The organism is Hyunsoonleella ulvae (genome assembly GCF_016827605.1).
Lineage (GTDB): Bacteria > Bacteroidota > Bacteroidia > Flavobacteriales > Flavobacteriaceae > Jejuia > Jejuia ulvae.
On record NZ_JAEPJQ010000008.1, the window covers coordinates 43,190 to 67,660 of the forward strand.

The following is a 24,471-nucleotide window of genomic DNA, read 5'->3' on the forward strand; positions in this document are numbered from 1 at the left end:
AAATTTATTACATTTTTTTAGGTGGGCGCCCCGCTTGCCCATAATTATAGGATTGAATATCAGTAATGTTATTACTTTCAGGACTTAAAGGCATGCTAAAAGTTAAAATACTCCCTTTACTTTTTGGCTTTATATCACCTGTAGGGACTAAAAAAACTGTAGAGAATCCAGGATCTGGAAATTTTTTGTCATTAGGATAGGCACCGTTATAAATTCTAATACCTAAATTTTCATACCCTAACCTGTCTGCCTCGTATTCTACATAAGCAATATATTTTTTAAGTTCTTCTAAATCAAACCAGAATTCTCGTGTATCATCAATATTTAATACTTTATTGATTGCTTTATACCTTGTATTTACAAACTCCTCTTCCAAGGTTTTGGCATATTTATAATCAATGGTTTGTTTTGGGGGTTTTGTAGGTTTCGGTTTTTCTTCTTCAGGGGTATCTCTATCATTTGGAGTGTTGTTATTATCCTTACAAGATGTAAGGCTTAATAATAACACTAGAATCATTAGTGCGGGTTTGACTAAAATGCTTGGTTTCATGATTTTGTTGTTTTTTATGTTTACAATCAAAAATACGGATTAATATTTTGAATTTATAATGCTGTTGATTTTGATTAGAACTTTTTGTTAGTGTTAACTTGTTGATTTTTAGATTTTTGAATATATGTATATTGTGTTTAAGTAATAGATTTTAGACCAAAAAAGGGGAAAAACACCCTTAATATTTTTGTCTAAAGATAATGGATTAAGCGGTTATGGTGTCTCGTAGTTTATAAATAAATAATTATCCAACAGTACTTTTTTTTCTGAAATAAGCTTTTCGTCGTTTTTTGTTTTTCTTTTTATAGTGTAGAATATTTCTGATTCTTTGTCTAGTTTGTAATGAATAGATTTTATGGGCATTTCATCCTCACTTTGAAACACTAAAGTTTGTGTTGTTATTTGATTGTTATACTGATAAATTAATTGAAATTCTATTGTACCTATAGCTTCATCTTCGAAATAGGCTTTGTCTATTTCTACGTCTAATACATTAGTTACAATTTTTTGCTCTGTATGTGTTGAGGTCACATCAATAATTGAAGAACATTCGGGTTTTTCTACCCAATCCATTATTTTTCGTTCTCCGTTAGTATCAATTTCAGTGACTCTGTATCGCATGGGTAGGTTCATATTTACAGCATAAGGAAAATTGATATGTTGTGTATAAAGACTAGGGTGTTTTTTTAAAAATTTTACCTCATATGTAATTGGTTTGCTATTGTTAACACTTACAGCTTCAACTTCAATAATCTTCATGTAAAGCTCTGGTCTTAAGTTTTCAGTAAAATCATAACATTTTACTTCCACAGCGGCATAGGTTGGGGGAATCTCTTCGTTTAAATCTATTTGCTTAATTGCTTCTGTATATTTATCTGTATCAATTTCTATGCTTAACGTATTGCTTTTTACGATTTTGTTCTTGATGTTGTCTGTTTTATCCAGAACGCTGTCTTTTTCAAAATGTGCTTTTACATCTCTTGAGCCAGATATTGATTCCTCGTTTGGAAACCAGACGTTAGAATGGTATGAGTAGTTTAAACTTAGGCCAATTAACTTGTTTTTTAATTGCTTGTTTAACAATTGGGATTCATGTTTGGTTAAGGATACGGTGTAAGTACGTTTGGTCCAAAATGATTTTGAGCTTGAAAATCCTGATTTATCAGCAGCTTCTAGTGCTCCATCATGATCAATAGTTTCATATTTGTTATTTTCTACTGGCAGTATGAGCCTTGTATTAATATGTGATATAGGCAGGGGTTTTATTTTTATACTACCATATTTTTTCAAATGTTTTTTTATGAGCTTAAGGGTTTCTGGTTCTATCTTTCTCATTATAACACCAAATTGCAATAGGCTCTTAAATCTTTTTTCTCCAATGTCTTCATAGCATTTTGTACCTGTGTAACGCATATCTAGAAATCTAAAATCTGGCGCACCGTTAGCTGTTTTATCTAAAGTAAGGTCTCCTGGCTCATAATAGAATAAAAGAGGGTTAGCCTTGTCATGAAAAATAACTATTCCTTCTATTTCTTCTCTAGAACCAAATTCTGGTTGTGCAGATAATAGATTGAACATACATAATATGAAAACAAAAATTATGCGTATTGAACTTTGACTAACCCTCATAGCTTTTAATGTGTTTGGTATTTTTTATTAATTATTACCGTTTTCTGAATTTTCCTTGTCATCATCATCTTTCTTGCCTAATAAACCTTCAAGGATTTCCTTTCCCTTTTCAACTAATTTGTCTTTGCCGTTTTCAATTATGGAATCCTTAGCTTTTTCAATGTCAGATTTTTCTTCGTATGCTTCCATGGCTTTAATTTGACTTTCCCCTAGTACTAATAGGCTGGAACTGCTATTTTGCCACGCACTTGTTTGTACTTCTCCATCTTTTTTTATGGTAATTAATTGGTATTTGTAAAACAGTTCTTTACCCTCAGGAACAAATAACTGAATCCCTTCATGGGTTTGTCCATCTTCGGAAATGGTTATAGCTGGGAATGTAATTTCATTCACACCATTAGGGTCTGCCTGAATGGATTTAATGATTAATTTCATGGAATGTGCATCAGTATATTCAAGTACATTTAATACCTGAATTTCTAAATTAGTAATTTGGCTCCCTGAGGTACCACCTATAATTTTTTTCTTAACTTCTTGATTACAAGTGTTACAGTCTTTATTTAGTGCATAGTCTAACCATAAAGCTGTAATGTTATTACTGGTTTGAAGTTTACTTATAGATGTATCATCTAAATGTAGTGTTTCACTGGTTGGAATTTCATCACTCTGCAATACAACAGTTTCAAAATAGGTTTTGCTACCTTGTTTTTTTTGCAAAACTAATTGTTTGGGTATGATGGGATAATCCAGAATGTTAGTCCATCCATTTATGATTTCTGTAGTTTGATTAAATTGTATCTTTCCAAATGTCATAGGAGAGTTAACTTCCAAATTTACAGGAACATTAATTACTGTAGTATCGTCTCCATAAGGTCTAAATTCTAGATTGATGTTAACTCCTATGTTATTTAGCATAGCTCCCACAAAATCATCTATATTGCTATCCATTCTCCAATCTAGAATGATGGGTTTGTGATAGTCTGAAGGTACACTGGAATTTATACTTTCTGGTTTTACATTAAAGTTGGTAAGTGTGGCTCCAAAGTCTACTTTTGGAACGTCCCTAAGATCCATTGGCATTAACTTTACAGGTTTTTTGAGTTTTGCTGCCAATAGTTTCTCTGCAAGTTTTACATCCTCACTACTAACTTGTGGTGTTAACTCTGCATTTACCAATACACTGCCTTTGCCTCCTTCAGACGACATATAGTAAATATTAAATGCATATTCATTGGTGTCTTTATTCCATTTTAAGGTATATTCTGCAGGAAAATAGTAGTATACATTAGAGTTTGTATTTTGGTCTTTATAGATTTTTCTAAATACATTAAGTTTTTCTAGAAACGACACATAATTATCTCCCTCTAAAGTAGATTCTATATCTTCATATTTTGTAATATCTGGACCCTTTCGTTCTTTATCAGTAGGCGTACCACTGTTCGTTCTAATAGGTTTATATTTTACCAAACCTATATTTCTTAAGCCTTCGGAGTCTACTTTGGTTGGTGTCTTTTCGGTTTTTATAACTACAGGTGGCTTTTTAATAACAGGTGTATATACAATAGGGATACTGGATGATATTGATGAAAATACATTGTACGCTTCATTCCCTGCCAAGAGTTTTCGGTTTTCATTATAAATGGTCCATTTGTTGGCACTATACCACACACCTAACGGGTTGTTAAAACTCTTTATAGATGTTTGCGAATTAAACGTAGTAAACACTAAAGCATTCGGCTTATTATTGGTCGTACTGTTGTTAATGTATGTAATGTGTCGCTTTCTGTTTGCATTGGTAACTTTGTGTTTAAAAATTTTGGAATTTATAAATACATTAAACTTTGCTCCAGCTGGCATGGGTTTACCATCCGTATTAAAAATATGCCACTTTCCTGCAGCGTAATAAACACCAACTGGGCTTTTGTTATATGGCCCACTTGCTCCCCAATTTGGAGTAATTAAAAAGGCTGCGTTGGGATTGTTGTTTAATTTCGCATGGTTTAGTTTTACCGATTTACTATTGGTCCCAGCTTTCACGGTAAAGGCATTAGCACTTTTATTGACTACTAAAACATTAAATTGTGTTTTAGCTGCCATGGGGGACTTGTCTTGATTAAAAATCGTCCATTTCTTACCATCATACCAAACTCCATAGGCTTTGGTTTGGTAAGGACCAGATTTTCCATAGTTGTGGGTAACAATTAGAATCTTATCTTTTTTTCCATTTGTACTCGTATGGTTAATGGAAGAAATATGACGATTTGTATTTGCTGTGGACGCAGTATGCTTAAATACTGTTTGTGCTTGTATACTTGCGAAGGTTGATAACAGGAATGTTATCACGCCTATGGCAAGTAAATATGTTTTCTGAATTTTTTTCATGACGTTTTAATTTAAATTAATTTAATAAGCCACATAAAATGCTGATGGCTCACTTAATTCCCTAACCGCTAGTGTTTCTTGCCTATTTACAAACTCTTGATAAGTTTGCTCGTAGACTGATCCTGTGTTTGATGCTCTAAAGCTAGTCATACCTTGCTCCCAAGGGTCGTATATGGTAAGTATAGTACCGTCTGGGGTTCCATCGCCTTGTATACCTGCGACTACAACTACGTGGGCACCATTATTCAAATCAGTAGCAACCCATAGAGGGCCTATGGCCAGTAAATCAGCAAATCCTTGGATGGTATAGCTTTGCGGGTAATCATATTGCAATCCCCAAACACTAAACATCTCAGTATTATCAGGAGGGAGTCCATTGTTATAGAAATAATTTCTCCATCCACTAACACCTCTTGCTATATCTTGTGGTGTTATGTTTCTAATATTGTCTCTCCATGCTACAATCATTGCTGCTGCTGAAGCCCAGCAAGACATACCGGTTGTTTGGGGGATTAATCGTATGGGGTATGCAATGTCTAAGCTTGAATTGGAAGAGGTACTAGAGCTACTGCTTGTATCATCAGCTATTGCTGTGCTATCAGAGCTTGACGATCCAGAACTACAAGCTGTTGGGTAAATGGCATTAATACTTGCAATGTCTGTAGCACTCATTCGGTCTCTTTGGCCAATTGTTACACCACTACGCTTTGGTACAATAGTAGTCATTCGTCCACCTCCTGAAGCTGGTTTTCCAAAAGCTTTAGGTCCGTAATGCATTATAGACCCATAGTCGTAATTCCCCATATTACGACCTTCTGGCCAAAAGTAATGGTGCCAACTTTGGTTATACTTTCTAAAATTATGTGCTTTTCCAGAGATAATATTTGCACCATTTATAGTAACAAACCGGTCTCTATCATCTCTGCTTTGCTCGTGATAAAAACCTAATGCGTGCATAATCTCATGTGTAGCACTCCCTTTTGTTTTAGTACCACATCTATCACCAATCTCAATTACCTGTCTACCTCCAACTTTTCCTATGTAAGACAAACCACAAATACCAGGTGTAAAAATAAACTCTACATAATCACTCTCTATAGTTCTTGGGACAATACACACGTTGGTATTTGTGTTTATATGGTTTATTGCCCATAGTATGTCGGCTCTTTTTGGGTGACCACTAGCGATTACATAGGGCATTTTTGAGCCAGACCATCTGGCACTGGAAGATGTGGTAACTGCACCACCTCGACCTCCAGATTCTTGTACTAGGATGTCGCCTTCAAAAATGAGTTTGTCATCAATTTCGGTAACCGTTATGGTACCTTGTTGATTTGGAGCAAATGGGAGATTAGCTCTTACTTCCCTGGTTCTTCCAGAGGATGGGTCTCCATATCCTTCTTGGGAAATGGCTACGTTTGTTAGTAAGCAACACCATATTAATATTGCAAGACTTATATATTTATTTAATTTCATGACTTTAAATTTTAAATGTTACAGAAATCTATCCACGTCTATTCTTCCGTAATCTGATTTTTTCAAGCCAGATTTTTTTGGACTTTCGCCTTTTATGAAATATGTAATCTCATATTCATAATCTTCAACATCTCTTGGTAATAGAATCTCAATGGTTTTAGATAATTCAGATTTGTTAGTGCGTAAGTTTGATCTGCTCACTTCATTTTTGTTGCCCAATTTGCTGTAGATTTTTACTTCCACTGCTTTTATATTGTTTGTAAGCGTGAAATCCTCGTCTACTTCTATGTAAATAGGTTTTTTAACTAACGGTGGTTCTAAGGCAATACTACCAAACTTTGTAGTCTCCCAATCTGATTCTACCTTGTGGTTGCCCCTAAAGCTCCACATGGTTTTATAGTCATAGGCTAACCATTTGTCTCTGTTGTTATCGCCTTTCCAACCATATAACATTTTAAAGAAATTGCCACTGTTGTTAAAAGCAGATTTATCAATTTTAATCTCATCTACTGTTTCTTGGTTGTTCTCATGCTTCTTACGCATGATAACATTTACAAAGTTTACATGATTAAAATCTTCTGCATTTACACCTCCAAGTGTGGCGTTTATTTGTCTTTGTTTCATTAAAGGATCGTCTGCATTAATCTCTCTAAAACATGACGGACATTTACTTTTAACATCTCCAAGGTTATAGTCAAAAGGCATTGTTTTGGTGGTTTGGGTGTATTTGTTTAAATCTATGCGATATACACCTCTTCTTCTTACTTGTTTCATTTGGTAGGATACAGCTACAGACAAACTTGGCATAGGCTCTCTTTTAGGAGTATTGTCTTCAGAATCTTCATCGCTATCAGATTCTGGTGTACGTTCTATAGGATCGTGTCCTGCTGATGTACGTATACTATCTGCTCTAGTTTGAGCTTGTTGTCTTGCTGCCCTGTTACGTTGTTCCCTAGATTGTTCAAGCGCTTCAATTCTTCTGTTTTCCTCACGTGTTTCTTGTCTGGCTTTTTGTAATTGTTCTGTAGCTCTATCCAACATACTTTTTTGGTTGTTGGGTAACAATTGGTTTAATTGTGGTACACCTGTACCTCCAACCTTATCGAACATTAAATTCATGAGTTGGGTGTAAGCGGCTTCTTTTAGCTTATTTAACTCTTCATCGTCTCCAACTTGTGTTAATTTGATAGCACCTGTGTCCATAAGATCATCAAATGTTGCTTTTATTTCTGCTGAAAGCACTGGTGCCGCTAGGGCAGCCTCGAATGATTGGTGTTTATATATCCTATCAAAATTTGCCTCAATAACCACACGCTTTGGGGATTGGTAGCCTTCTACTTCCATTTCAAAATGGGCACTAAAATCTGGTGTTGGGGTATTAAATGTTTCCCATAGGATTTTTGAGCCTAATTTATTGACATGAACTGATACTGCCGAACGTTGATTTTCTAAAATTGGTGCATTTCCCAAACCACAAACTTTTGCTTCAAATTCGCCATCTGGCTTTGCAACTGAGGATATTAAGGATACTGTACCGGATTTAAATACAACAGGTCCTATAATTTTGCCATTACTATCCACTCTGCTTAATGCTCTTTCTGCATCTTTTATCATTTTGTCTGATACTTTTAGCTCTACAAGTGCGTGAACTATACCGCCACCCACTGCGCTTTCAGAAATACCATCATTAGATCCTGCATCAGTTTCTTCGTTTTTCACATAGCGTAAAAATGAGAAGATGGGGTCTCCTGTTGGATGGGATGCCAACTGTGGTTTATCTGGTAAATAATAGTAGTTGCTTCTATTATTAAGGTCTGGGAAGAGAATAAGTTCTCCAGCCCTTACTGGTTTATCCAGTAATATTTGTTGCTGTGCTCTTGTAGCAATGGGAGCTATACATAAGGCTACCAGCATATATAAGGTTTTATATGAAATTTTCATGATTATTTTTATTTGATTTTCAAATCTTTACTCGTCTTTTATCACACCGATAACATCTTTAAATTTTTCTAAAATTTCTCCAGCTTTACTTACCTTGCCGTCCGCACCTGGTTTTAGGATCACTTTCCCGGCTTCAATTATTTTTTCTAGGTATTCTGGGTCTTCATCTTTTAACTCCTCTGGAATGGAGGCATACACATAATCGTCGTTAATTTTATCATCCCACCCTAAGGCCATTTTACCTTTATCTTTATGGGTTAGTACTAGTTGATATGCGTATCCTCTGGTATTGCGATCGGTAAAAATCATTTTCTCAACTAATGGTTCTCCTTTAGAGATTGTGAGTGGAATGTTACTTTCAATTTCTTGCCCAAATTTGTAGTAGCGGAGTAGGAGTGTGGCTCTTACGATACCTAAACTGCTTAGCTCGTCTAAATCTGCTTCAAACTCTATAGTTCGAGGTATTACAGGAGGAAATAATGTTAAACCTTGCCAATCGCCTTTAACCCATTGTGGATCCTCTGGATATAAGTTACCGCCTTTTAAGCTCCATTGACTTTTGTACTCATATACATCAGGATTACTATCTTCCCCTCGGGCATAAGTAATGGTTGCTTTTAATCCATTTTTCTTTAAATGCTCTGCATCTATGGTCCTGGAATCATTAAAATCGTTTCCTGAATTACGTTTTTTTCTAACGTTTACGGTTACGTAGTTTACTTCTTGATCGAACATTTCCTTGGCTTCAAGATCCAGTATCATATTGATGTCTCTGTGTGTGAAAAACGGATCGTTTAAAAACACTGAACCCACACATTTTTTATTGTTTTTTACACCATCATACCAACTTGCCAAGTTTGCAGTAAGTGTAAAAGGTTTTTCTACAGCTAACCTGTAGTTGAGATAATATGTTTCGGTTTTCTTTTTAAAACTACTTTCAAAAAAGGTTCTGTTATAGGTATACTTTTTACCGTATTTTATATTTGGCATGGCTGCCTTTTCCTTTTCTGTAGGAGGGGTTAAAACATCCGAATCTGATGATTCTGTCATTTTTTGTAAAAAGAAATCGAAAAAGGCTTCCCTAATTTTAGTAACTCGGTCATCAGCTATGTTTTCATCAAAGTCCACTTTAATGTATTCCTTTTCTACCATGTAATCTATCACGGTACGAACTTCATCGTACGATCTACTTTTTACTTCAGATTTTTTTCCAAAAACCGCATCAATAACACCTCCAAAAATGCCACCTCTCTTCTTTTTACCGTGTACTTCTACATATTTAGCTTTATCTCTTTCCATGTGCCTTTGTACCTCGCTCCAATTAACAATTACGCGTCCTTTGGCTGCTGGAATTCGGGTAGTGTATTTAAAGCCCATTTCTATGGATAAATCTGTAATAGATCTTGTTTTTTCAAAAGTGGCAGCCAACAATTGAGCACCATTTGGACTAAGGTTTGATGCCACCGCTACTTTTGCCCCTGGTAAGACAGGTGCGTTTAGTGATTGTACTACTGATGGTGCTAAACTATCATCTGTTAAGGTTGCTGATATTATGCGTAAGGATTTATCTCCGTCGGGTTTTACATCTAAAGCACCTTTTAAAACGCTCTTTTTTCTTGCACCTTGTTCTCCTTTGTGTAAAATTTGTTCTACTTCTTTTTGTTGTGCAGGCGTTAAACCCCATTCCATTAACATGTGTAATAGGGCACCGCCTATGCCACCATCGGCCTCTTTTTCTTCTGTGATGTATTGTAGAAATAGAAATTCTGGAGTTGTGTCTGGCTTTTGTCCTAAACGTAGTGATACTGGTAAATAGTAGTAGTTTTTACTTTTTCTATCAGATAGACTAGAGGCTTGCCCGTATAGCACTACCTGTGTGCCGTCGCTAAGTGTTAAGCTTAGTTTATTTGTATCATCCACTATTTGTGCATGGGATGGTACAAAACTTGTTACTAGTAGGCAACATAATATTGCCCATTTTACTGTTTGTTTAATTTTTGTTTTCATAATTGTGTATTTAATAATTTGTATAAATTCTGTTCTAATTTGTAAACTGTTTTATGAGGGGTGCTTTGCCCTTTTTTTCTAAATGTGATTACAAAGTGCATAGAGAGATATATGTCTTTTAGGTCTTGGGAATTATTATCTATTGCTGTTTTTAGGGATTGGGCATCAGCACTATTAAGTTTAAATGAACATGCTGTTTTAGAGTTAGAAAATGTGGGTGTTTTACCTATGGTGGTGGCCGATGTATTTAACACATCGACTAATGGGGAACTGCCCGTTATATATAATTTTGAATGCTCTGTATCTAACTCTGGTGTTACTGCTCCCATGAGTCTGGCATCATTGCCTTTTATGCTTCTTAAAATTGATTCAGCTTCATTTCGTTGTTGTAATGTTAATCCCCAAGTAGTTAAAAAATGAAGTATTCCGCCTTGGTTACCGTTTTTTTCGGCATACATAAGCAAAGAGAATTCTGGCTCTTTACTCTTGGTTACAGAGAATTTTAAATGAGATGGTAAATAATAATATTCATCTGATGTCTCATCAAATCCATTTACACTTTTATAGATATATACTTCAGAGCTGTCTGATAGTTTTATAGTCAATTTTTCTGAGGCATCAAGGGTCTGTGTGTAACACGCAAAAGCGCAAACAAGAAAGCCTAGTAATATAAAGTTCTTTAATAGTGGTATCATAGTCTATGGGTTTTAGTTTGGGATTTCATCGATAAATAATAACCCGTATTTATCTATGCCTGTTTTTTGTTTTGGGCTGCTGTTTTTTATATACCAGGTTATAGTGTATGCTACGTCTTCCACTCCTTTAGGAATGGTTATTTCGAAAAATTTCTCGCTTAGTTCATCCTTCGGGTATAGCGTGATATATTTTGATTTTGTTTCTCCAAAAAAGTCGTAATTAATCTTTACCGCAACAGCCCTAACATTAAGTTCTTTAAGGGCTTGCATGTCTCCAGAGAGTTCAATTCTTCTTCTCTCAAAAGGAGTGTAGAGATTTATCATTGAGGCAGATTCCTCTTTTAATTCTTCTGTAAATGTCCCTCCGCCAATAAACTTCCAAATGGTTTTATACTGGTAATTAAGCCACTCACTTTGGTTACTATCGCCATGGTTTAAATAGGTCATGGCAAATTTGCCATTGGCATCTTTATAGCTGTCTTTAGTGAGTAGGACTTCTTTTAGGGTAATGGAGTCATTTTGATGCTTCTTGTAAAGTTTCACAGTAACGCTGTTCAACATTTTATCGAATTCTTTTTCGATATTACCATCCACACCTACATACACGTCACGTTGCTGGAATGTAGGGTCCCATAGCGGTACATTTTTAAATATATCCTTGTTATTTCCGTGTTTTTTATAGAGATCTCCAGCATTAAACGTGATGTAGTGGTTTCTGTGTACCAAACTTCTGCCGTTAAATACCATATTACTTTTTCCTGTGGTACGATGCTCTTTATATTGGTAACTCACGTTTAATCCAAATCCGGTTGTATTACGACTTCCCATGGCTCCATTTGAACCTAATAAAGATCCTAACGCATCTTCTAAACCGCCTCGGTGCTCTTCTGGTACTTGTTCTAGTGGTGTGGGCTTAAACATGAGTTCCAATAGCTTTTCGTACACAGTTTGTACTAGGCTTTCCATAGACTCGTCTTTTCCTGTACTTGTAAACTTTATGGCGTTATCTTTTCTAAGCTTATCAAAACCAAAACCTACATCGGCACCTATGTAGTAAACACTGCCACCTGCATCAAATGCATGGCTCTTTTTTACTTCAGACCAATCTATTTCTAGTTCTGCTTCATAACTTTCGGTTAATCCAGAAAAGCCCAATTCAAAAATTAAAGAGACGTCTGGTGTCGTCATTTTTAAGCTTTCCAGAAGAAGTTTAGATTTAACAGGGTCAACACTAAAAGACAGGGGTATTTTACTATTCTCTATTATTGGTGCTTCTCCTGTACCTAGTATTGCTTTTTTAGAATTGCCTGTGGCAGGATTAAGGATTGAGGAAACAAGTGTGTATTTACCCGTTTCAAATACAATAGGACCTTCGATACTTATGGCATCGTTCTCAAACTTTTTTTTCAGAAAACGTTCTGCGTTTGATATCAACTCTCCGGGTGTGTCATAAAGCACTAAAAAGTTAAGTATGCCACCGCCTCCGGCTTCTGTAATTGTTTTTGTTGTGTTATTTGAAGGCTTCTCTAAAATGTATCTTAAAAACGAAAATTCTGGAATGCTATCGTTTTTAAGTGATAATCTTGCTCTTTGTGGTAAATAGCGGTAGCTGTTCTCTTTTTTATGAACAGGAAAACACCATAGCCCATCAGCATTTATACCTTGATCTATTAGGATGGATTGTGCGTTGGCTGTAATACACCATACCGATAGCACAATCATCACGATATTGTTTTTTAAATGATTCATGATAGAATGTTTTTTGTGATGTTATTTTCTATTCTTGAACAGGTGGTAATAAAAACAGATAGTTGCCATCTAAAGGTTTTGGTGTTAGTTCTGTTGGCCCAGTTTTGCTATACCAACTTACTTGATACACCACAGGCTCATCAGTGTCGTGATACAGGTTAATGGTGGAAGTGCTTTCGGTATCTCCTTGTCGCAACACTACGGTGCCTTGAGGATTTGGTTGCCCATTAAGTATGGTAAAAAACCTAACGGCACAAGCCTGAATATTTGCGTCTTTAAAAAAGGTTCTATCAGCATCTATTTGTACAACACGCTTGGTAAATGGAGGGGTTAGTGCTATGGAGGCTTCATTAGTTTTTAACCAGCTATCTTTGGCTTTGGGTAGTTTTATGGTCTTGTTGTCCCCTTTTAGGCTCCAACTAAGTTTGTATTCATAATCCAACCAATCGGCTCCAGATATTCCTAACCTGGGATAAAAAATATTTTTATAGTCTTTTCCAGCTTCTAAATCAGAGCGCTGAATAACGATATCTCTAGTTACATCATTATGTCCCTCTCCATAATGTTTCTTAAAGCTAACAGATACAGAGTTTAGTATTTCACTAAAACTGTCTATATACTCTCCATCTAATTGGAAGATAATTTCACGTTTTAAAAAATCGTTGTCTTCTAGGTTTACTACCCTAAAATATTTGTCCTTACTGGATGGGTCTTCTTTAAATACTTCATAAAGTCCACTAATATTACCCGATGAGTATACAGGTACCTTAATGGTTGTAGATTTACTAAGGTTTAAGTAAAACTTATTGATGTTGATATCTGTTCTTTTTTTCAGAACAAATTGGTTATCGGTAACATATTTTTCATCCCTCGCACCTCCAAAAATCTTGCTAAAAAAACCTCTTTTTCGTCTTCCTAAAAGCTGTCCTTGTTCTACTGCGGTTTCTTTTTCCGGTTTTTTTGCCCAACCCATTTCGGCATCAAACATTAACTCAATAAGTTTGTCTGTTACTAATGATAGGATGCTGCTCATATCATCGGTTTTTATACCTAAGCCTGATGACCTATCAAATACATCAATATTTAGTTTTTGGTCTTGGACCATCTCATCGGTTATCTTACGCATTTGTCTTTTGGTATACCCTTGTTGATTGCTGTATACTTTACTGTAGTGGTCATAAATGGTAGACATATCAGCCGTTACTACAGCATTATACCCTTTAACTTTAGCTTCATAATAACCACTTACTACTACAGACACATCTGAGGTTTTGCCTTGTAGGGATTCCCATAAAAGTGTGGCACCTTCTTGACTTAGTTTTGCGGCTATTGCAGCTTTGGAATTTTTGTATAATGGCGCATGACCAGAGGTTATCACGTTTTGGGTAAATGGGTTGTCACCATCTACATTATTTAAAATAGAGGATACTATTTTAAAACTCGCAATGCCATCTTCTCCATCTTTTAACACTTGTTTTAATGGCACTGGCCCCGCTATTTTTGCCCCTCCTTTTTTTTCTTTAAGTTCTTTTTCAAGATCTTTTAATACCTCATCTGGGAGATCAAACTGTATAAGTGTATGAAATAGTCCGCCGCTTGCATTGCCACCTTGCCCAATGTATTTCATACACATCAGCTCAAAGTCGCCATCATCTTTTGTAGCTAATCTGGGATAGTCTGGTAAATAGTAATAGGTACTAGGTTCATTACTGTCCTGGAGTAGTTGTACTCCATTAATAATCATTCTCCCTTCGTCGTAGTTTACTTGTGCGTTTGTAACTACTGCTAAGTGCATAAATAGAACCAATAGTATGGTTCTAATTAAGTTTTGTTTTCTGTTGTTATTTTTCATGATCTTAAATTTTGTCAAATGTAAAACCATGATTTGTAGTATGTTGAAGTGAAATACTCGTTTTTAAATACGTGCTTCACTGTTTTTTTGAAAGGGGAAAAACCTCCTGTTTTTCAAAAAAATCCCCTAATTTTTTTAGGCTTTTAGCTCTTGAATTTTTTATGGTTTGCATCTATTTTTGACCTGTACATTCAAGTTAAGAAGTAAGCTTTAGAAGTTATGCTGGTTTACTTCACAAGTACATTATTGGTTTGTCGTATTTTGCTATTTGGCGATACATCGTATTAACAATTGAATTACAGGTATAATCTGATATGCCAATTACCTCATTATTAAAGTATATGGGTATTCTTAAGAGATATTCATTAAACTTTCATGGCACCTACACCTACTTTGATACCCTTTGAATTATTTTTCAAGGGGTATTTTTACAAATACATTTCTTACATTTAGCAAGTAAATAACTACTATGCTAAAAAAAGTTTTTGGTAGCGCTGTATTTGGTGTAGAAGCTACCACAGTTACTGTTGAGGTAAATACAGATAAAGGTATTGGTTATCATTTAGTTGGTCTGCCAGATAATGCCATTAAAGAGAGTAATTTTAGAATTGCTGCTGCACTGCAAAATAATGGTTACAGAATCCCCGGAAAGAAAATTATCATCAATATGTCTCCCGCAGATTTGCGCAAGGAGGGCAGTGCTTACGATTTAACTTTGGCCATTGGGATTTTAGCCTCTTCTAGTCAGATTAAAGCTGAGGATTTAGACCATTATTTAATCATGGGCGAACTTTCGCTTGATGGAAGTTTGCAACCTATTAAAGGCGCATTGCCCATTGCTGTAAAAGCAAGGGAAGAAGGCTTTAAGGGCTTTATATTACCTGCACAAAATGCGAAAGAGGCTGCTATTGTAAATGATCTTGAGGTGTATGGCGTAGATAATATCAAGCAAGTTATTAATTACTTTGATAAAGGAGAAGCTTTAGAGCAAACTATTATTGATACTCGAAAAGAATTTGAGAAAAATTTAAATTACCCAGAGTTTGATTTTGCTGATGTAAAGGGACAAGAAGGTATAAAACGATGTATGGAAATTGCAGCAGCAGGTGGGCATAATATCATTTTAATAGGACCACCAGGTGCAGGAAAAACCATGTTGGCTAAACGACTACCCAGTATTTTACCACCTATGACATTGCATGAAGCTTTGGAAACCACAAAAATCCATTCGGTAGTGGGGCGCGTAAAAGATACAGGGTTGATGGCGCAACGTCCGTTTCGGAGTCCACATCATACCATATCTAACGTAGCTTTAGTGGGCGGCGGGAGTTATCCGCAACCTGGAGAAATTTCGTTATCGCATAACGGTGTCTTGTTTTTAGATGAATTACCAGAATTTAAACGCGAAGTTTTAGAAGTGATGCGTCAGCCTTTGGAAGATAGAGAAGTTACCATTTCTAGGGCTAAGTTTACAGTAACCTATCCAAGTTCTTTTATGTTGGTAGCGAGTATGAACCCGAGTCCAGGAGGTTATTTTAACGACCCAGATGCGCCAGTAACTTCTAGCCCTGCTGAGATGCAACGGTATTTGGGTAAAATTTCTGGCCCACTGTTAGATAGGATTGACATTCATATTGAAGTCACACCTGTACCTTTTGAAAAATTGAGTGATGACAGAAAAGGCGAATCTTCGGTAGACATTAGAAAGCGTGTTACGCAAGCTAGGGAAATACAAACCCAACGTTTTACTGAGTCTGATAGTGTTCATTATAATGCGCAAATGAATGTAAAGCAAATTAGAAAGCACTGTGTGCTAGATGATGCTTCAAAAGCATTATTAAAAACGGCTATGGAACGTTTGAATTTATCTGCCAGAGCTTATGATAGGATTTTAAAAGTATCTAGAACGATTGCGGATTTAGAAGGTTCAGCACAGGTAAATGGGGCTCATATTAGTGAGGCTATTCAATATAGAAGTTTGGATCGTGAAGGGTGGTTGGGGTAAGAAGAGACAGTTTAAATGAAATTTCACATGAAAGGATTCTTAAGGTAGCGGAGGTAACTTAATTGCTGAGCCTTTTTTTATTATGTTTATTAAATGGAAGAAAGTAAAACTGATATTGAAGATAAAAAAGAAGTTAAACGTTTTGACTTTGCAAAGATAGAGAGGAATATTGATAGTATAAAAAAAGTTATTCCAATTCTAATTCTAATTCCAACTATAATTGGTGGTTTATGGCAATTTTTGAGTTTACTAAAATTAGGCGCTAATTACATAAGATTCTTTTCATTAAGTCAACTCATTTCAGATGGTATAACTTTATTGCTACCATTAGCAATGATTTTTGGAATTCTGTATTTTTTATATAGAGGTTCTTTTAAGTTCTTTAAAGATTATAACCCAGAAAGAAGTGATAAAATTTTTAATCGAATTTTTTTATCAATTATTTTCATTCTAAGTCTTTGTTTTTTGATTTGGTTTAGTAGTTTATCTATCTTATATAAAATAGGTAAAATAGATAAATTCCCTAGTGTTAATAGTGCATTTTTATTTTATGTGTTTATTATTCCAGCAATTATTTTTAATTATAATTCAGAATACTTTATTTTAAAATTTTTAAATCTTAAACACAAACTAATAGAATATATTTTGTTAATTACAATGTTTGTTCGGTTTTGGGCTGGAATTTGTTACTTCTTTTTATTACTGTATTTGATTTCATTTCTTTCAGATTATTCTATTCCAAAGAATCTTATAAATATTAATAATATTGAGAAATCAATTAAAATTGATTATGGTTATGAACCCGAAAATTATGAAGTTTCATATATGAATGATAATTATGTATTCATAGAATATTTTAAAATAAGTAAAGAAGAAAGAAAGAAATTAGTAGATGAAGATAAAAGTATTCCTAGTGAAATAATAATATATAAAATAGATGAACTATTTAATATTAAAAGAAAGAATGAAGTTATAGAAGAAACGATTAGTGATAATCTAATTCTTAATGATTCTATTTAAACCTACCATTTGACACATTGCCGAGGTAATAAAAATACTTCAAAACTAAATCCCCTGCTACCGCTAGTTTGTAACTAGTGGAGGTAAGAGTGGTTTTTCAATTTTTAAGTGTCTATAGCCTAAATCTAATAGACTAAAAAGGTATTAAGGTTAAGTGTTTATGCTTGCAGACACGCGCGTTAGGGATTGCAACGGCATCCTTTTTGCGAAGCTTTTGGTAGAATAGTTTAAAAAAAATATAGACGCTGGTTTTTAAATGGTAAGATACCGAAACGAGTTCTGGATTGCTACGCAAAAAGATATAGTGAAAAGCCCGACCCCTTGTGGGTAACGCCCAATTACTAAATGATAAACGTTACTTCTTAAAAACAGGCAATAACTTAGTAGATACTTCCCCAAAACCAATACGGGTGCCATCTTTTTCGCAGTAGCCACGCATAATTACCGTATCGTTGTCGTTAATAAATTTACGCTCGGTACCATCGGCCATTTTTAGTGGTTTTTCGCCTTTCCATGTTAGTTCCAGCATAGAGCCATAACTATCTTCAGTAGGGCCAGAAATAGTACCGCTACCCATCATATCTCCAGAATTTACAGGGCAACCATTAACCGTATGGTGTGCCAATTGTTGTGCCATATTCCAGTACATGTACTTGAAATTAGACTTGCTCACTACAGTTTCTTTAGCACCTTTTGGCTGGATAGATACCTCTAGATTAATATCAAAACTTTTAGCACCTTTACTTTGTAAATAGGGGAGCTGCTTTTTCTTTGGTTTAGGCCCATCTACACGATAAGGTTCTAGAGCATCTAAAGTAATAATCCAAGGAGAAATGGACGATGCGAAATTTTTTGCAAGAAATGGGCCTAAGGGTACGTATTCCCATTTTTGGATGTCTCTAGCGCTCCAGTCGTTAAGGAGTACCAGTCCAAAAATATATTCTTCGGCTTCCTCTACAGGAATGGGTTCTCCTAAATCGTTAGCATCAGTAGTTATAAACGCCATTTCTAGTTCGAAATCTACCAATTTACTTGGACCAAAAACTGGAGTTTTAGCATCGTTAGGAAGGGTTTGCCCCTGCGGACGGTGTACTGGGATACCAGATGGAATAATAGACGAACTACGCCCATGATAGCCTACAGGAATATGTAGCCAGTTAGGTAGCAGGGCATTGTCTGGATCTCTAAACATGGTACCTACATTGGTAGCGTGTTCTATACTAGAGTAAAAATCGGTGTAATCTCCAATTTGTACTGGGAGTTGCATTTCAATTTCATCCAATCTGAACAAAACCGTTTCCTTATCTTTTTTATTGTTTTTTAGTGCATCGTTATCAGCATCAAAAATTTCAGCGATACGGTTTCTTACGGCACGCCATGTTTTACGCCCGTCTGCTATAAAATCATTTAAAGTATCCTGAAGAAAAATATCATCAGTTAAAGGAATGCCGTCAAAATATCCCAATTGGTGGAGTGCCCCTAAATCTATGGCGGTATCGCCAATGCGCGTACCAATGGTTATAATATCATCACGAGTTAAAAACACGCCAAAGGGAATGTTTTGGATGGGAAAATCAGAGTTTTTATCTACGTGTAACCACGATGTTCTATCTGGATTATTAGCTGACAAGGGCATAGCGTTTTCTTAAAATTTGTTTCTCAAACCTACATAATTTTTTCATTTTAATGGAAAAAAAATCAATAAAATATAGGTTTGGTTGTAAGGTTAATAAATCGGTGTATAACTTGGTTAGTAAATCTATAAAATTTGATGTTTTTAAGGCTTGTATTTGTTATTTTTGCGCAATTATTTAAAGACAATTAAATTTTATGCAACGCGACGAACAAATTTTTGAATTGATTCAGGCTGAAAAAGAACGCCAATTACATGGTATAGAGCTTATAGCCTCAGAGAATTTTGTAAGCGAACAAGTTATGGAAGCTGCAGGTTCTGTTTTAACCAACAAATATGCTGAGGGTTACCCAGGCAAGCGTTACTATGGCGGTTGTGAAGTAGTTGATGAAGTAGAGCAAATTGCTATAGATAGAGCTAAAACCTTGTTTAATGCGGAATATGTAAATGTACAGCCTCACTCAGGAAGTCAAGCCAATACAGCGGTGTACCATGCGTGTATAAAACCAGGCGATACCATTTTAGGGTTTGATTTATCGCACGGCGGACATTTAACACACGGATCTCCAGTGAATTTTTCAGGGAGACTATATAAACCTGTATTTTATGGTGTTGAAAAAGAAACAGGCGTTTTAAACTACGATAAAATACAAGAGATTGCTACCAAAGAGCAACCAAAATTAATTATAGCAGGGGCATCTGCATACTCAAGGGATATAGATTTTAAACGTTTTAGAGAAATAGCAGATAGTGTTGGTGCTATTTTATTGGCTGATATTTCTCATCCTGCAGGGTTAATAGCTAAAGGAATTTTAAACGATCCGTTACCACACTGCCACGTTGTAACTACTACAACGCACAAAACCTTAAGAGGACCAAGAGGTGGAATGATTATGATGGGGAAAGATTTTGATAATCCATTTGGTATTACTCTAAAGAGTGGCAAGCTTAGAAAAATGTCGTCGTTACTAGATTCTGCCGTATTCCCAGGTAACCAAGGCGGACCTTTAGAACATGTTATAGCAGCAAAAGCAATTGCGTTTGGAGAGGCTTTAACTGATGATTTTTTACAATACCAATTGCAAGTAAAAAAGAATGCAGCAGCAATGGCAGAGGCTTTAGTAGCTAAAGATTATCATATTATTTCTGGTGGTACAGATAACCACATGATGCTTATCGATCTAAGAAACAAAAATGTATCAGGTAAAGATGCAGAACAAGCTTTGGTAAAAGCTGATATTACTGCAAATAAAAACATGGTACCTTTTGATGACAAGTCGCCATTTGTAACCTCTGGAATTCGTTTAGGAACCGCAGCAATTACTACCCGTGGATGTAAAGAAGACGATATGAAAGCCATTGTAGAACTTATTGACGAGGTGGTTACGAATTATGATGACGAAGCAACTTTAGAATCTGTAAAAGCACGTGTAAATGCAATGATGAAGGATAAGCCTTTATTTGTGTAGTGGCTTTATGCTAAACACGGCTATCTTAAATATAGTATAAAAATCCCGCCTTTTGGTGGGATTTTTTGTTTTTGGGCGTTTTAACACGCTTTCACTAGTCGCTCTCTTTGAGGAGCTCCAACATGCCGTTCAATCGTTAACGCAAATCCAGTGTTTCAAGAAAATTTAAGATTTCCTTTAGTACTTCAAATATTATAAATCCTATATTTAGACTTTAAAACTAACCATAAGCATTATGTGGGAAGCACAGCTAAAACGTTATGATAACATAGTAGACAAATGCCCTAGGTTTGAACGTAAGGGAAAATCCATGATTTATACATCTGCTAATGGCTATATGTTTACATTATTAAATAAGGCAGGAGAAATAGGCGTGCGCTTTTCAAAAGAAGTACAAGAAAAGTACATAAAAACCTTTAATTCTTCACTTTATAAATCTTATGGCGCAGTAATGAAAGGCTATGTTTTAATACCAGAATCAATACTCAAAGACACTGAAAAAATGGTAGCTCTTTTTAACGAAAGCTATGATTATGTTATGACTTTAGAGCCTAAATAAAACCTATAAACTTGAGGGAATTAATGAAAACAATTACACTTACTTTTTCAATCTTATTATCTATACAGATGATGGCACAAGACCATACCAAACTACCTTATTACGAAATACCAGAAGCAGCAGAAAGTTACACGGCAGGAACAACTGTCTCAAGAATGATTGATGGTTTAGGGTTTCGTTATTATTGGGCTACGGAAGGTTTAAGACCAGAAGATTTAGCCTATAAACCTAGTGATTCTGGGAGAACCTCAGGCGAAACCATAGACCATTTGTTTGGTTTGTCAAACTTTATATTAAGTTCTATTGTAAAAGATTTTAAGTCTGTTGATGGTAAAGCAATGGCTTTTGATGAAAAACGAAAACAAACCTTATTAAATTTTAAACAGGCTTCAGATATTTTGAGAACTACAGAAGATATTTCAAAATTTGATAATAACAGATATCCATTTTGGAATGTTATAAATGGGCCTATAGCAGATGCCTTATGGCATTGCGGACAAGTGGTAATGTTGCGTCGTGCATCAGGAAATCCATTTAATTCTAAAGTTAGTGTGTTTGCAGGAAAGCTTAGGGATTAAAAATTAACACAAAAGTCTAGCAGTTATGCTAGACTTTTTTAATGCTATTTCTTTTTTGTGGTTAGTTAGAAAGTTTCTTTTGTAGCGTATAAATATAGGACCAATCTTTTGATAACGATGCTCTAAATTTATTTCTTAGCGCTTCTGTTTTTTCTTTGCCGTTGGCTTTTTCATATACTTTCCAAACCCCATCTTGTTCTACATCCAATCCAGCAAAATTATCAAATGGTACACTTATAAAATAATCTGCTACTTCAGGAGCACCACCAACCACAGCATACCAATATCCTCTATTATCTTTTTCGGCGTTTTTAACAGCAGCAGCAATTTCTTTGACGCATTCCATGAATGTAGTAGAGTTTTTGATTTTTACATTATACACCCAAACTAAACCAGTATCTTCAGAAAAAGGAGCTTTTCTACTTACATCTGGCATAAAACGGGCAATGTTGTAATGAAAGCTTTTTACATGGGGCATGATAAGATTAATAACCGCCATTCTACATGCTTTTCCGGCCTCGTCTCCATCTTCATCCATTTCTGCCCAATTGGCCATTCTACCTGTAATAACGTAAACGTTGCCCTCGCCTTGGAGTCGCTTCCACATGTTCCATTTGTCTTTACCTTCATTTTTTAAATAGCACTCTTTCCATGCTTTTACGCCTGCAATAAACTGTGCATTATGACCCTGCTTTACTGTAACTTCCGAGAGTGTGAGTAAAAACGAGTCGTCGTTTTGAGAAATAATAAATAGGGGCATTAATACAATAAGAAACAATAATTTTCTCATAATTTTGATTGGTTTAAATTAATATATAAAATGCTGAAACTATTCCAGCACGGGTTATTAAATATTAATTTAGGGCAATGCTATTAAATTATTGTTGTTGGATTGAGAGATGAATTTACTGACTTTGCTAAGTGTCAGATTTTTAAATATAGTGTTTTTTGGGAATTAATTCAAATTTAAAGATGTATGGAGTTTTGTGCTTACGTTTTTAAAGCGACTACTTAAGAAATGATATGAGGGTAAATTTTGTAACTAAAGCGTTAGTTACGACTCCATCATATAATTTACTTTTTCTGGCGTAAGAGGTTTTGAAATGAGTTCTTTAATGCACTCGTATTGCTCTACTTTTTTGAGATCTCTATTATCGATGGTAGAGCTTACAATATAAATCCTTGAAGGTATTGGAAGGTTAAGCGTTATTAATTCATCTAAGAATTGCCAACCATCCATAACGGGCATGTTTAAATCCAAAAGTATGGTATCAGGAATTTTACCTAATTCCACCATATTTTTATAACCCTCTATGGCATCCTTGCCATTATCAAATGTAACATATGCATTAGAGAATTTTACACTTTTCAATAATTTTTCGGCTAAAAGTGTGTATACTGGGTCATCATCAATTAAAAGGGTTAAATTATTTTTTTTCACTTTTTTAATTTTATGTAAAAACTAGAGCCAACATCTACTTTACTTTCTACTGTGATGTCGCCTCCAAGGTAATCAATTTGATTTTTAGTAATGTAAAGCCCTAGACCATTAGCATTTTGCACATCATGGAAAGTTTTATACATCCCAAAAATTTTATTTTTATGTAAATCCAAATCAATTCCTAAACCATTATCTCTAAATTGTACGATAACATATTCGTTTTCAATTTTAGCATCTATGTCAATTACTAATTGTCTTTTTGGAGATTTGTATTTCACAGCATTATTTAAAATATTGAGAAAAATACTATCTATGTATGCTGGTATAGAGCGTATTTCAATGGATTTATCCACATTTTGACGTATTATGGCATTAGATTGTTTAATAGATGGTTTAATGCTTATAATGGTATTGTCTATATGTTTTTTGATGTTTACGGTTTTAAGGCCATCAAGATGTTTAGTTGATAAATCTACAGTATCGTTTAAGTTGTGTATGGTCTCTCCCAAATTATCTATGGTCATTCTCATTAATTCAAATTGGCTGGTATTTGCCAATTTAGAATCATCTAATTTAATATCGTTAAGTAACATTTGTAGATTACTGTAATGAGATCTTAAATTATGAGATACAATGTGAGCAAAATTTAAGAGCTTATCATTTTGTTTTCTCGAAATATCTAATAGCTTTTCTATTCTTATTTGTTGCAATTTGTCATCATTAATATTTTTTGCATGCAACACATAGTGGATAGTATTGCCAAGATTATCTTTAACAGCAGACCTTGTTATTAAAGTCCATATAGGGCCTCCGTTTTTATGGACAAACCTTTTCTGTATTGAAAATGATTGACTTTCTCCCTTAAGAAAAGCTGTAAACTCTTTTTTATTTCTTTCAAGATCTTCGGGGTAAACTAATTTGTAATAAGGTAATTTTTTTAACTCATTTTCTGTATAACCCAACATATCACAGAAATGTTGATTTATTCTAAGCCACTTTTCATTAAGATCGATCAACGCAATACCAGTCTCTGAAAATTCGAAGATTTTTCTGAATTGCTCTTCACTTATAGAGATTTGTCTCGTGAAATTGGTTTTTTCAGTAACATCTTGAAAAGTACCATAAGCAACCCTAGTTGTAGACCCACGCCTGTAACCTATAACACCAATTGAACGTACCCACTTACGATTTCCTTTGGCGGTAATTATTTCAAACTCTTCATCAAAATAGGTGTTATGTTCAACGAGTTCTTTAAATAAGGATGAGATTCTTTCTCTATTTTCCCCTTCTTTATAAAATTCTATTCCAGACTTTACATTTGGTGTATAATGCGATGGTACTTCATGAATTTTTTTAGTAACATCACTCCACATTAATTTATTGGTATTTAAGTCTACTTCCCAAGTACCAATGGTAGCTATCTCCTCCACCATTTTAGAGAGGTGAAGGGTTTCTTTTTTGGGTTGCAAGGAATACATAACTGGG

General features: G+C 35.0%; 18 protein-coding genes. 5 read left to right on the forward strand and 13 right to left on the reverse strand.

Annotated elements, in window-relative coordinates; all coding sequences use genetic code 11:
- Nucleotides 1-7: 7 nt before the first annotated feature.
- From JS605_RS16200 to JS605_RS16240, 9 genes are all read right to left on the reverse strand, one after another.
- Nucleotides 8-517 carry a hypothetical protein gene (locus JS605_RS16200; RefSeq protein WP_203258776.1) on the reverse strand — a complete coding sequence of 170 codons (510 nt, stop codon included), beginning with the start codon at nucleotides 515-517 and terminating at the stop codon, nucleotides 8-10.
- A 246-nt stretch (nucleotides 518-763) separates the two neighbouring features.
- The gene (locus JS605_RS16205) at nucleotides 764-2,128 is read right to left on the reverse strand and encodes a hypothetical protein (RefSeq protein ID WP_203258777.1); all 1,365 of its coding nucleotides are present in this window, start codon (nucleotides 2,126-2,128) and stop codon (nucleotides 764-766) included.
- Nucleotides 2,129-2,206: 78 nt separating this feature from the next.
- The gene (locus JS605_RS16210; protein WP_203258778.1) at nucleotides 2,207-4,561 is read right to left on the reverse strand and encodes a DUF7452 domain-containing protein; all 2,355 of its coding nucleotides are present in this window, start codon (nucleotides 4,559-4,561) and stop codon (nucleotides 2,207-2,209) included.
- A 21-nt stretch (nucleotides 4,562-4,582) separates the two neighbouring features.
- Complete coding sequence (locus JS605_RS16215; protein WP_203258779.1) at nucleotides 4,583-6,037, reverse strand: M12 family metallopeptidase; 1,455 nt, start codon at nucleotides 6,035-6,037, stop codon at nucleotides 4,583-4,585.
- 18 nt (nucleotides 6,038-6,055) lie between these two features.
- Nucleotides 6,056-7,978 carry a hypothetical protein gene (locus JS605_RS16220; protein ID WP_203258780.1) on the reverse strand — a complete coding sequence of 641 codons (1,923 nt, stop codon included), beginning with the start codon at nucleotides 7,976-7,978 and terminating at the stop codon, nucleotides 6,056-6,058.
- 27 nt (nucleotides 7,979-8,005) lie between these two features.
- Nucleotides 8,006-9,985, reverse strand: a complete 1,980-nt coding sequence (locus tag JS605_RS16225; RefSeq protein ID WP_203258781.1) for a hypothetical protein — start codon at nucleotides 9,983-9,985, stop codon at nucleotides 8,006-8,008.
- A complete protein-coding gene (locus tag JS605_RS16230) occupies nucleotides 9,982-10,680 on the reverse strand; it encodes a hypothetical protein (protein ID WP_203258782.1) in 699 nt (232 codons plus the stop codon). The genes JS605_RS16225 and JS605_RS16230 overlap by 4 nt, the downstream gene beginning before the upstream one ends.
- 12 nt (nucleotides 10,681-10,692) lie before the next feature.
- A complete protein-coding gene (locus JS605_RS16235) occupies nucleotides 10,693-12,429 on the reverse strand; it encodes a hypothetical protein (RefSeq protein ID WP_203258783.1) in 1,737 nt (578 codons plus the stop codon).
- Nucleotides 12,430-12,457: 28 nt separating this feature from the next.
- Nucleotides 12,458-14,281: a hypothetical protein gene (locus JS605_RS16240; RefSeq protein WP_203258784.1), complete on the reverse strand. Its 1,824-nt coding sequence runs from the start codon at nucleotides 14,279-14,281 to the stop codon at nucleotides 12,458-12,460.
- A 469-nt stretch (nucleotides 14,282-14,750) separates the two neighbouring features.
- Here JS605_RS16240 and JS605_RS16245 point away from each other — a divergent pair, with 469 nt between their 5' ends.
- On the forward strand, nucleotides 14,751-16,286 hold the full coding sequence (locus tag JS605_RS16245; RefSeq protein ID WP_203258785.1) for a YifB family Mg chelatase-like AAA ATPase: 1,536 nt from the start codon (nucleotides 14,751-14,753) through the stop codon (nucleotides 16,284-16,286).
- Between the two features lie 93 nt (nucleotides 16,287-16,379).
- On the forward strand, nucleotides 16,380-17,306 hold the full coding sequence (locus JS605_RS16250; RefSeq protein WP_203258786.1) for a hypothetical protein: 927 nt from the start codon (nucleotides 16,380-16,382) through the stop codon (nucleotides 17,304-17,306).
- Between the two features lie 355 nt (nucleotides 17,307-17,661).
- Here the strand turns inward: JS605_RS16250 and fahA are convergent, their stop codons facing one another.
- On the reverse strand, nucleotides 17,662-18,942 hold the full coding sequence (gene fahA / locus JS605_RS16255; RefSeq protein WP_203258787.1) for a fumarylacetoacetase: 1,281 nt from the start codon (nucleotides 18,940-18,942) through the stop codon (nucleotides 17,662-17,664).
- A 194-nt stretch (nucleotides 18,943-19,136) separates the two neighbouring features.
- On the opposite strand from fahA, the gene glyA reads away from it, so the two are divergent.
- The 3 genes from glyA to JS605_RS16270 all read left to right on the forward strand — a co-directional run bounded on the left by glyA (nucleotide 19,137) and on the right by JS605_RS16270 (nucleotide 21,545).
- Entirely contained in the window at nucleotides 19,137-20,408 is a 1,272-nt protein-coding gene (glyA, locus tag JS605_RS16260) for a serine hydroxymethyltransferase (protein ID WP_203258788.1), read from the forward strand.
- 235 nt (nucleotides 20,409-20,643) lie between these two features.
- Nucleotides 20,644-20,967, forward strand: a complete 324-nt coding sequence (locus JS605_RS16265) for a hypothetical protein (protein ID WP_203258789.1) — start codon at nucleotides 20,644-20,646, stop codon at nucleotides 20,965-20,967.
- A gap of 23 nt (nucleotides 20,968-20,990) precedes the next feature.
- Complete coding sequence (locus tag JS605_RS16270) at nucleotides 20,991-21,545, forward strand: hypothetical protein (RefSeq protein ID WP_203258790.1); 555 nt, start codon at nucleotides 20,991-20,993, stop codon at nucleotides 21,543-21,545.
- 61 nt (nucleotides 21,546-21,606) lie between these two features.
- Here JS605_RS16270 and JS605_RS16275 read toward each other — a convergent pair whose 3' ends face one another.
- The 3 genes from JS605_RS16275 to JS605_RS16285 form a co-directional block, all read right to left on the reverse strand.
- Nucleotides 21,607-22,335 carry a hypothetical protein gene (locus JS605_RS16275; protein WP_203258791.1) on the reverse strand — a complete coding sequence of 243 codons (729 nt, stop codon included), beginning with the start codon at nucleotides 22,333-22,335 and terminating at the stop codon, nucleotides 21,607-21,609.
- A 264-nt stretch (nucleotides 22,336-22,599) separates the two neighbouring features.
- Nucleotides 22,600-22,986 carry a response regulator gene (locus JS605_RS16280; RefSeq protein WP_203258792.1) on the reverse strand — a complete coding sequence of 129 codons (387 nt, stop codon included), beginning with the start codon at nucleotides 22,984-22,986 and terminating at the stop codon, nucleotides 22,600-22,602.
- Nucleotides 22,983-24,464, reverse strand: a complete 1,482-nt coding sequence (locus tag JS605_RS16285; protein ID WP_203258793.1) for a sensor histidine kinase — start codon at nucleotides 24,462-24,464, stop codon at nucleotides 22,983-22,985. Before JS605_RS16285 ends, JS605_RS16280 begins: the two co-directional genes overlap by 4 nt.
- Nucleotides 24,465-24,471: the final 7 nt, after the last annotated feature.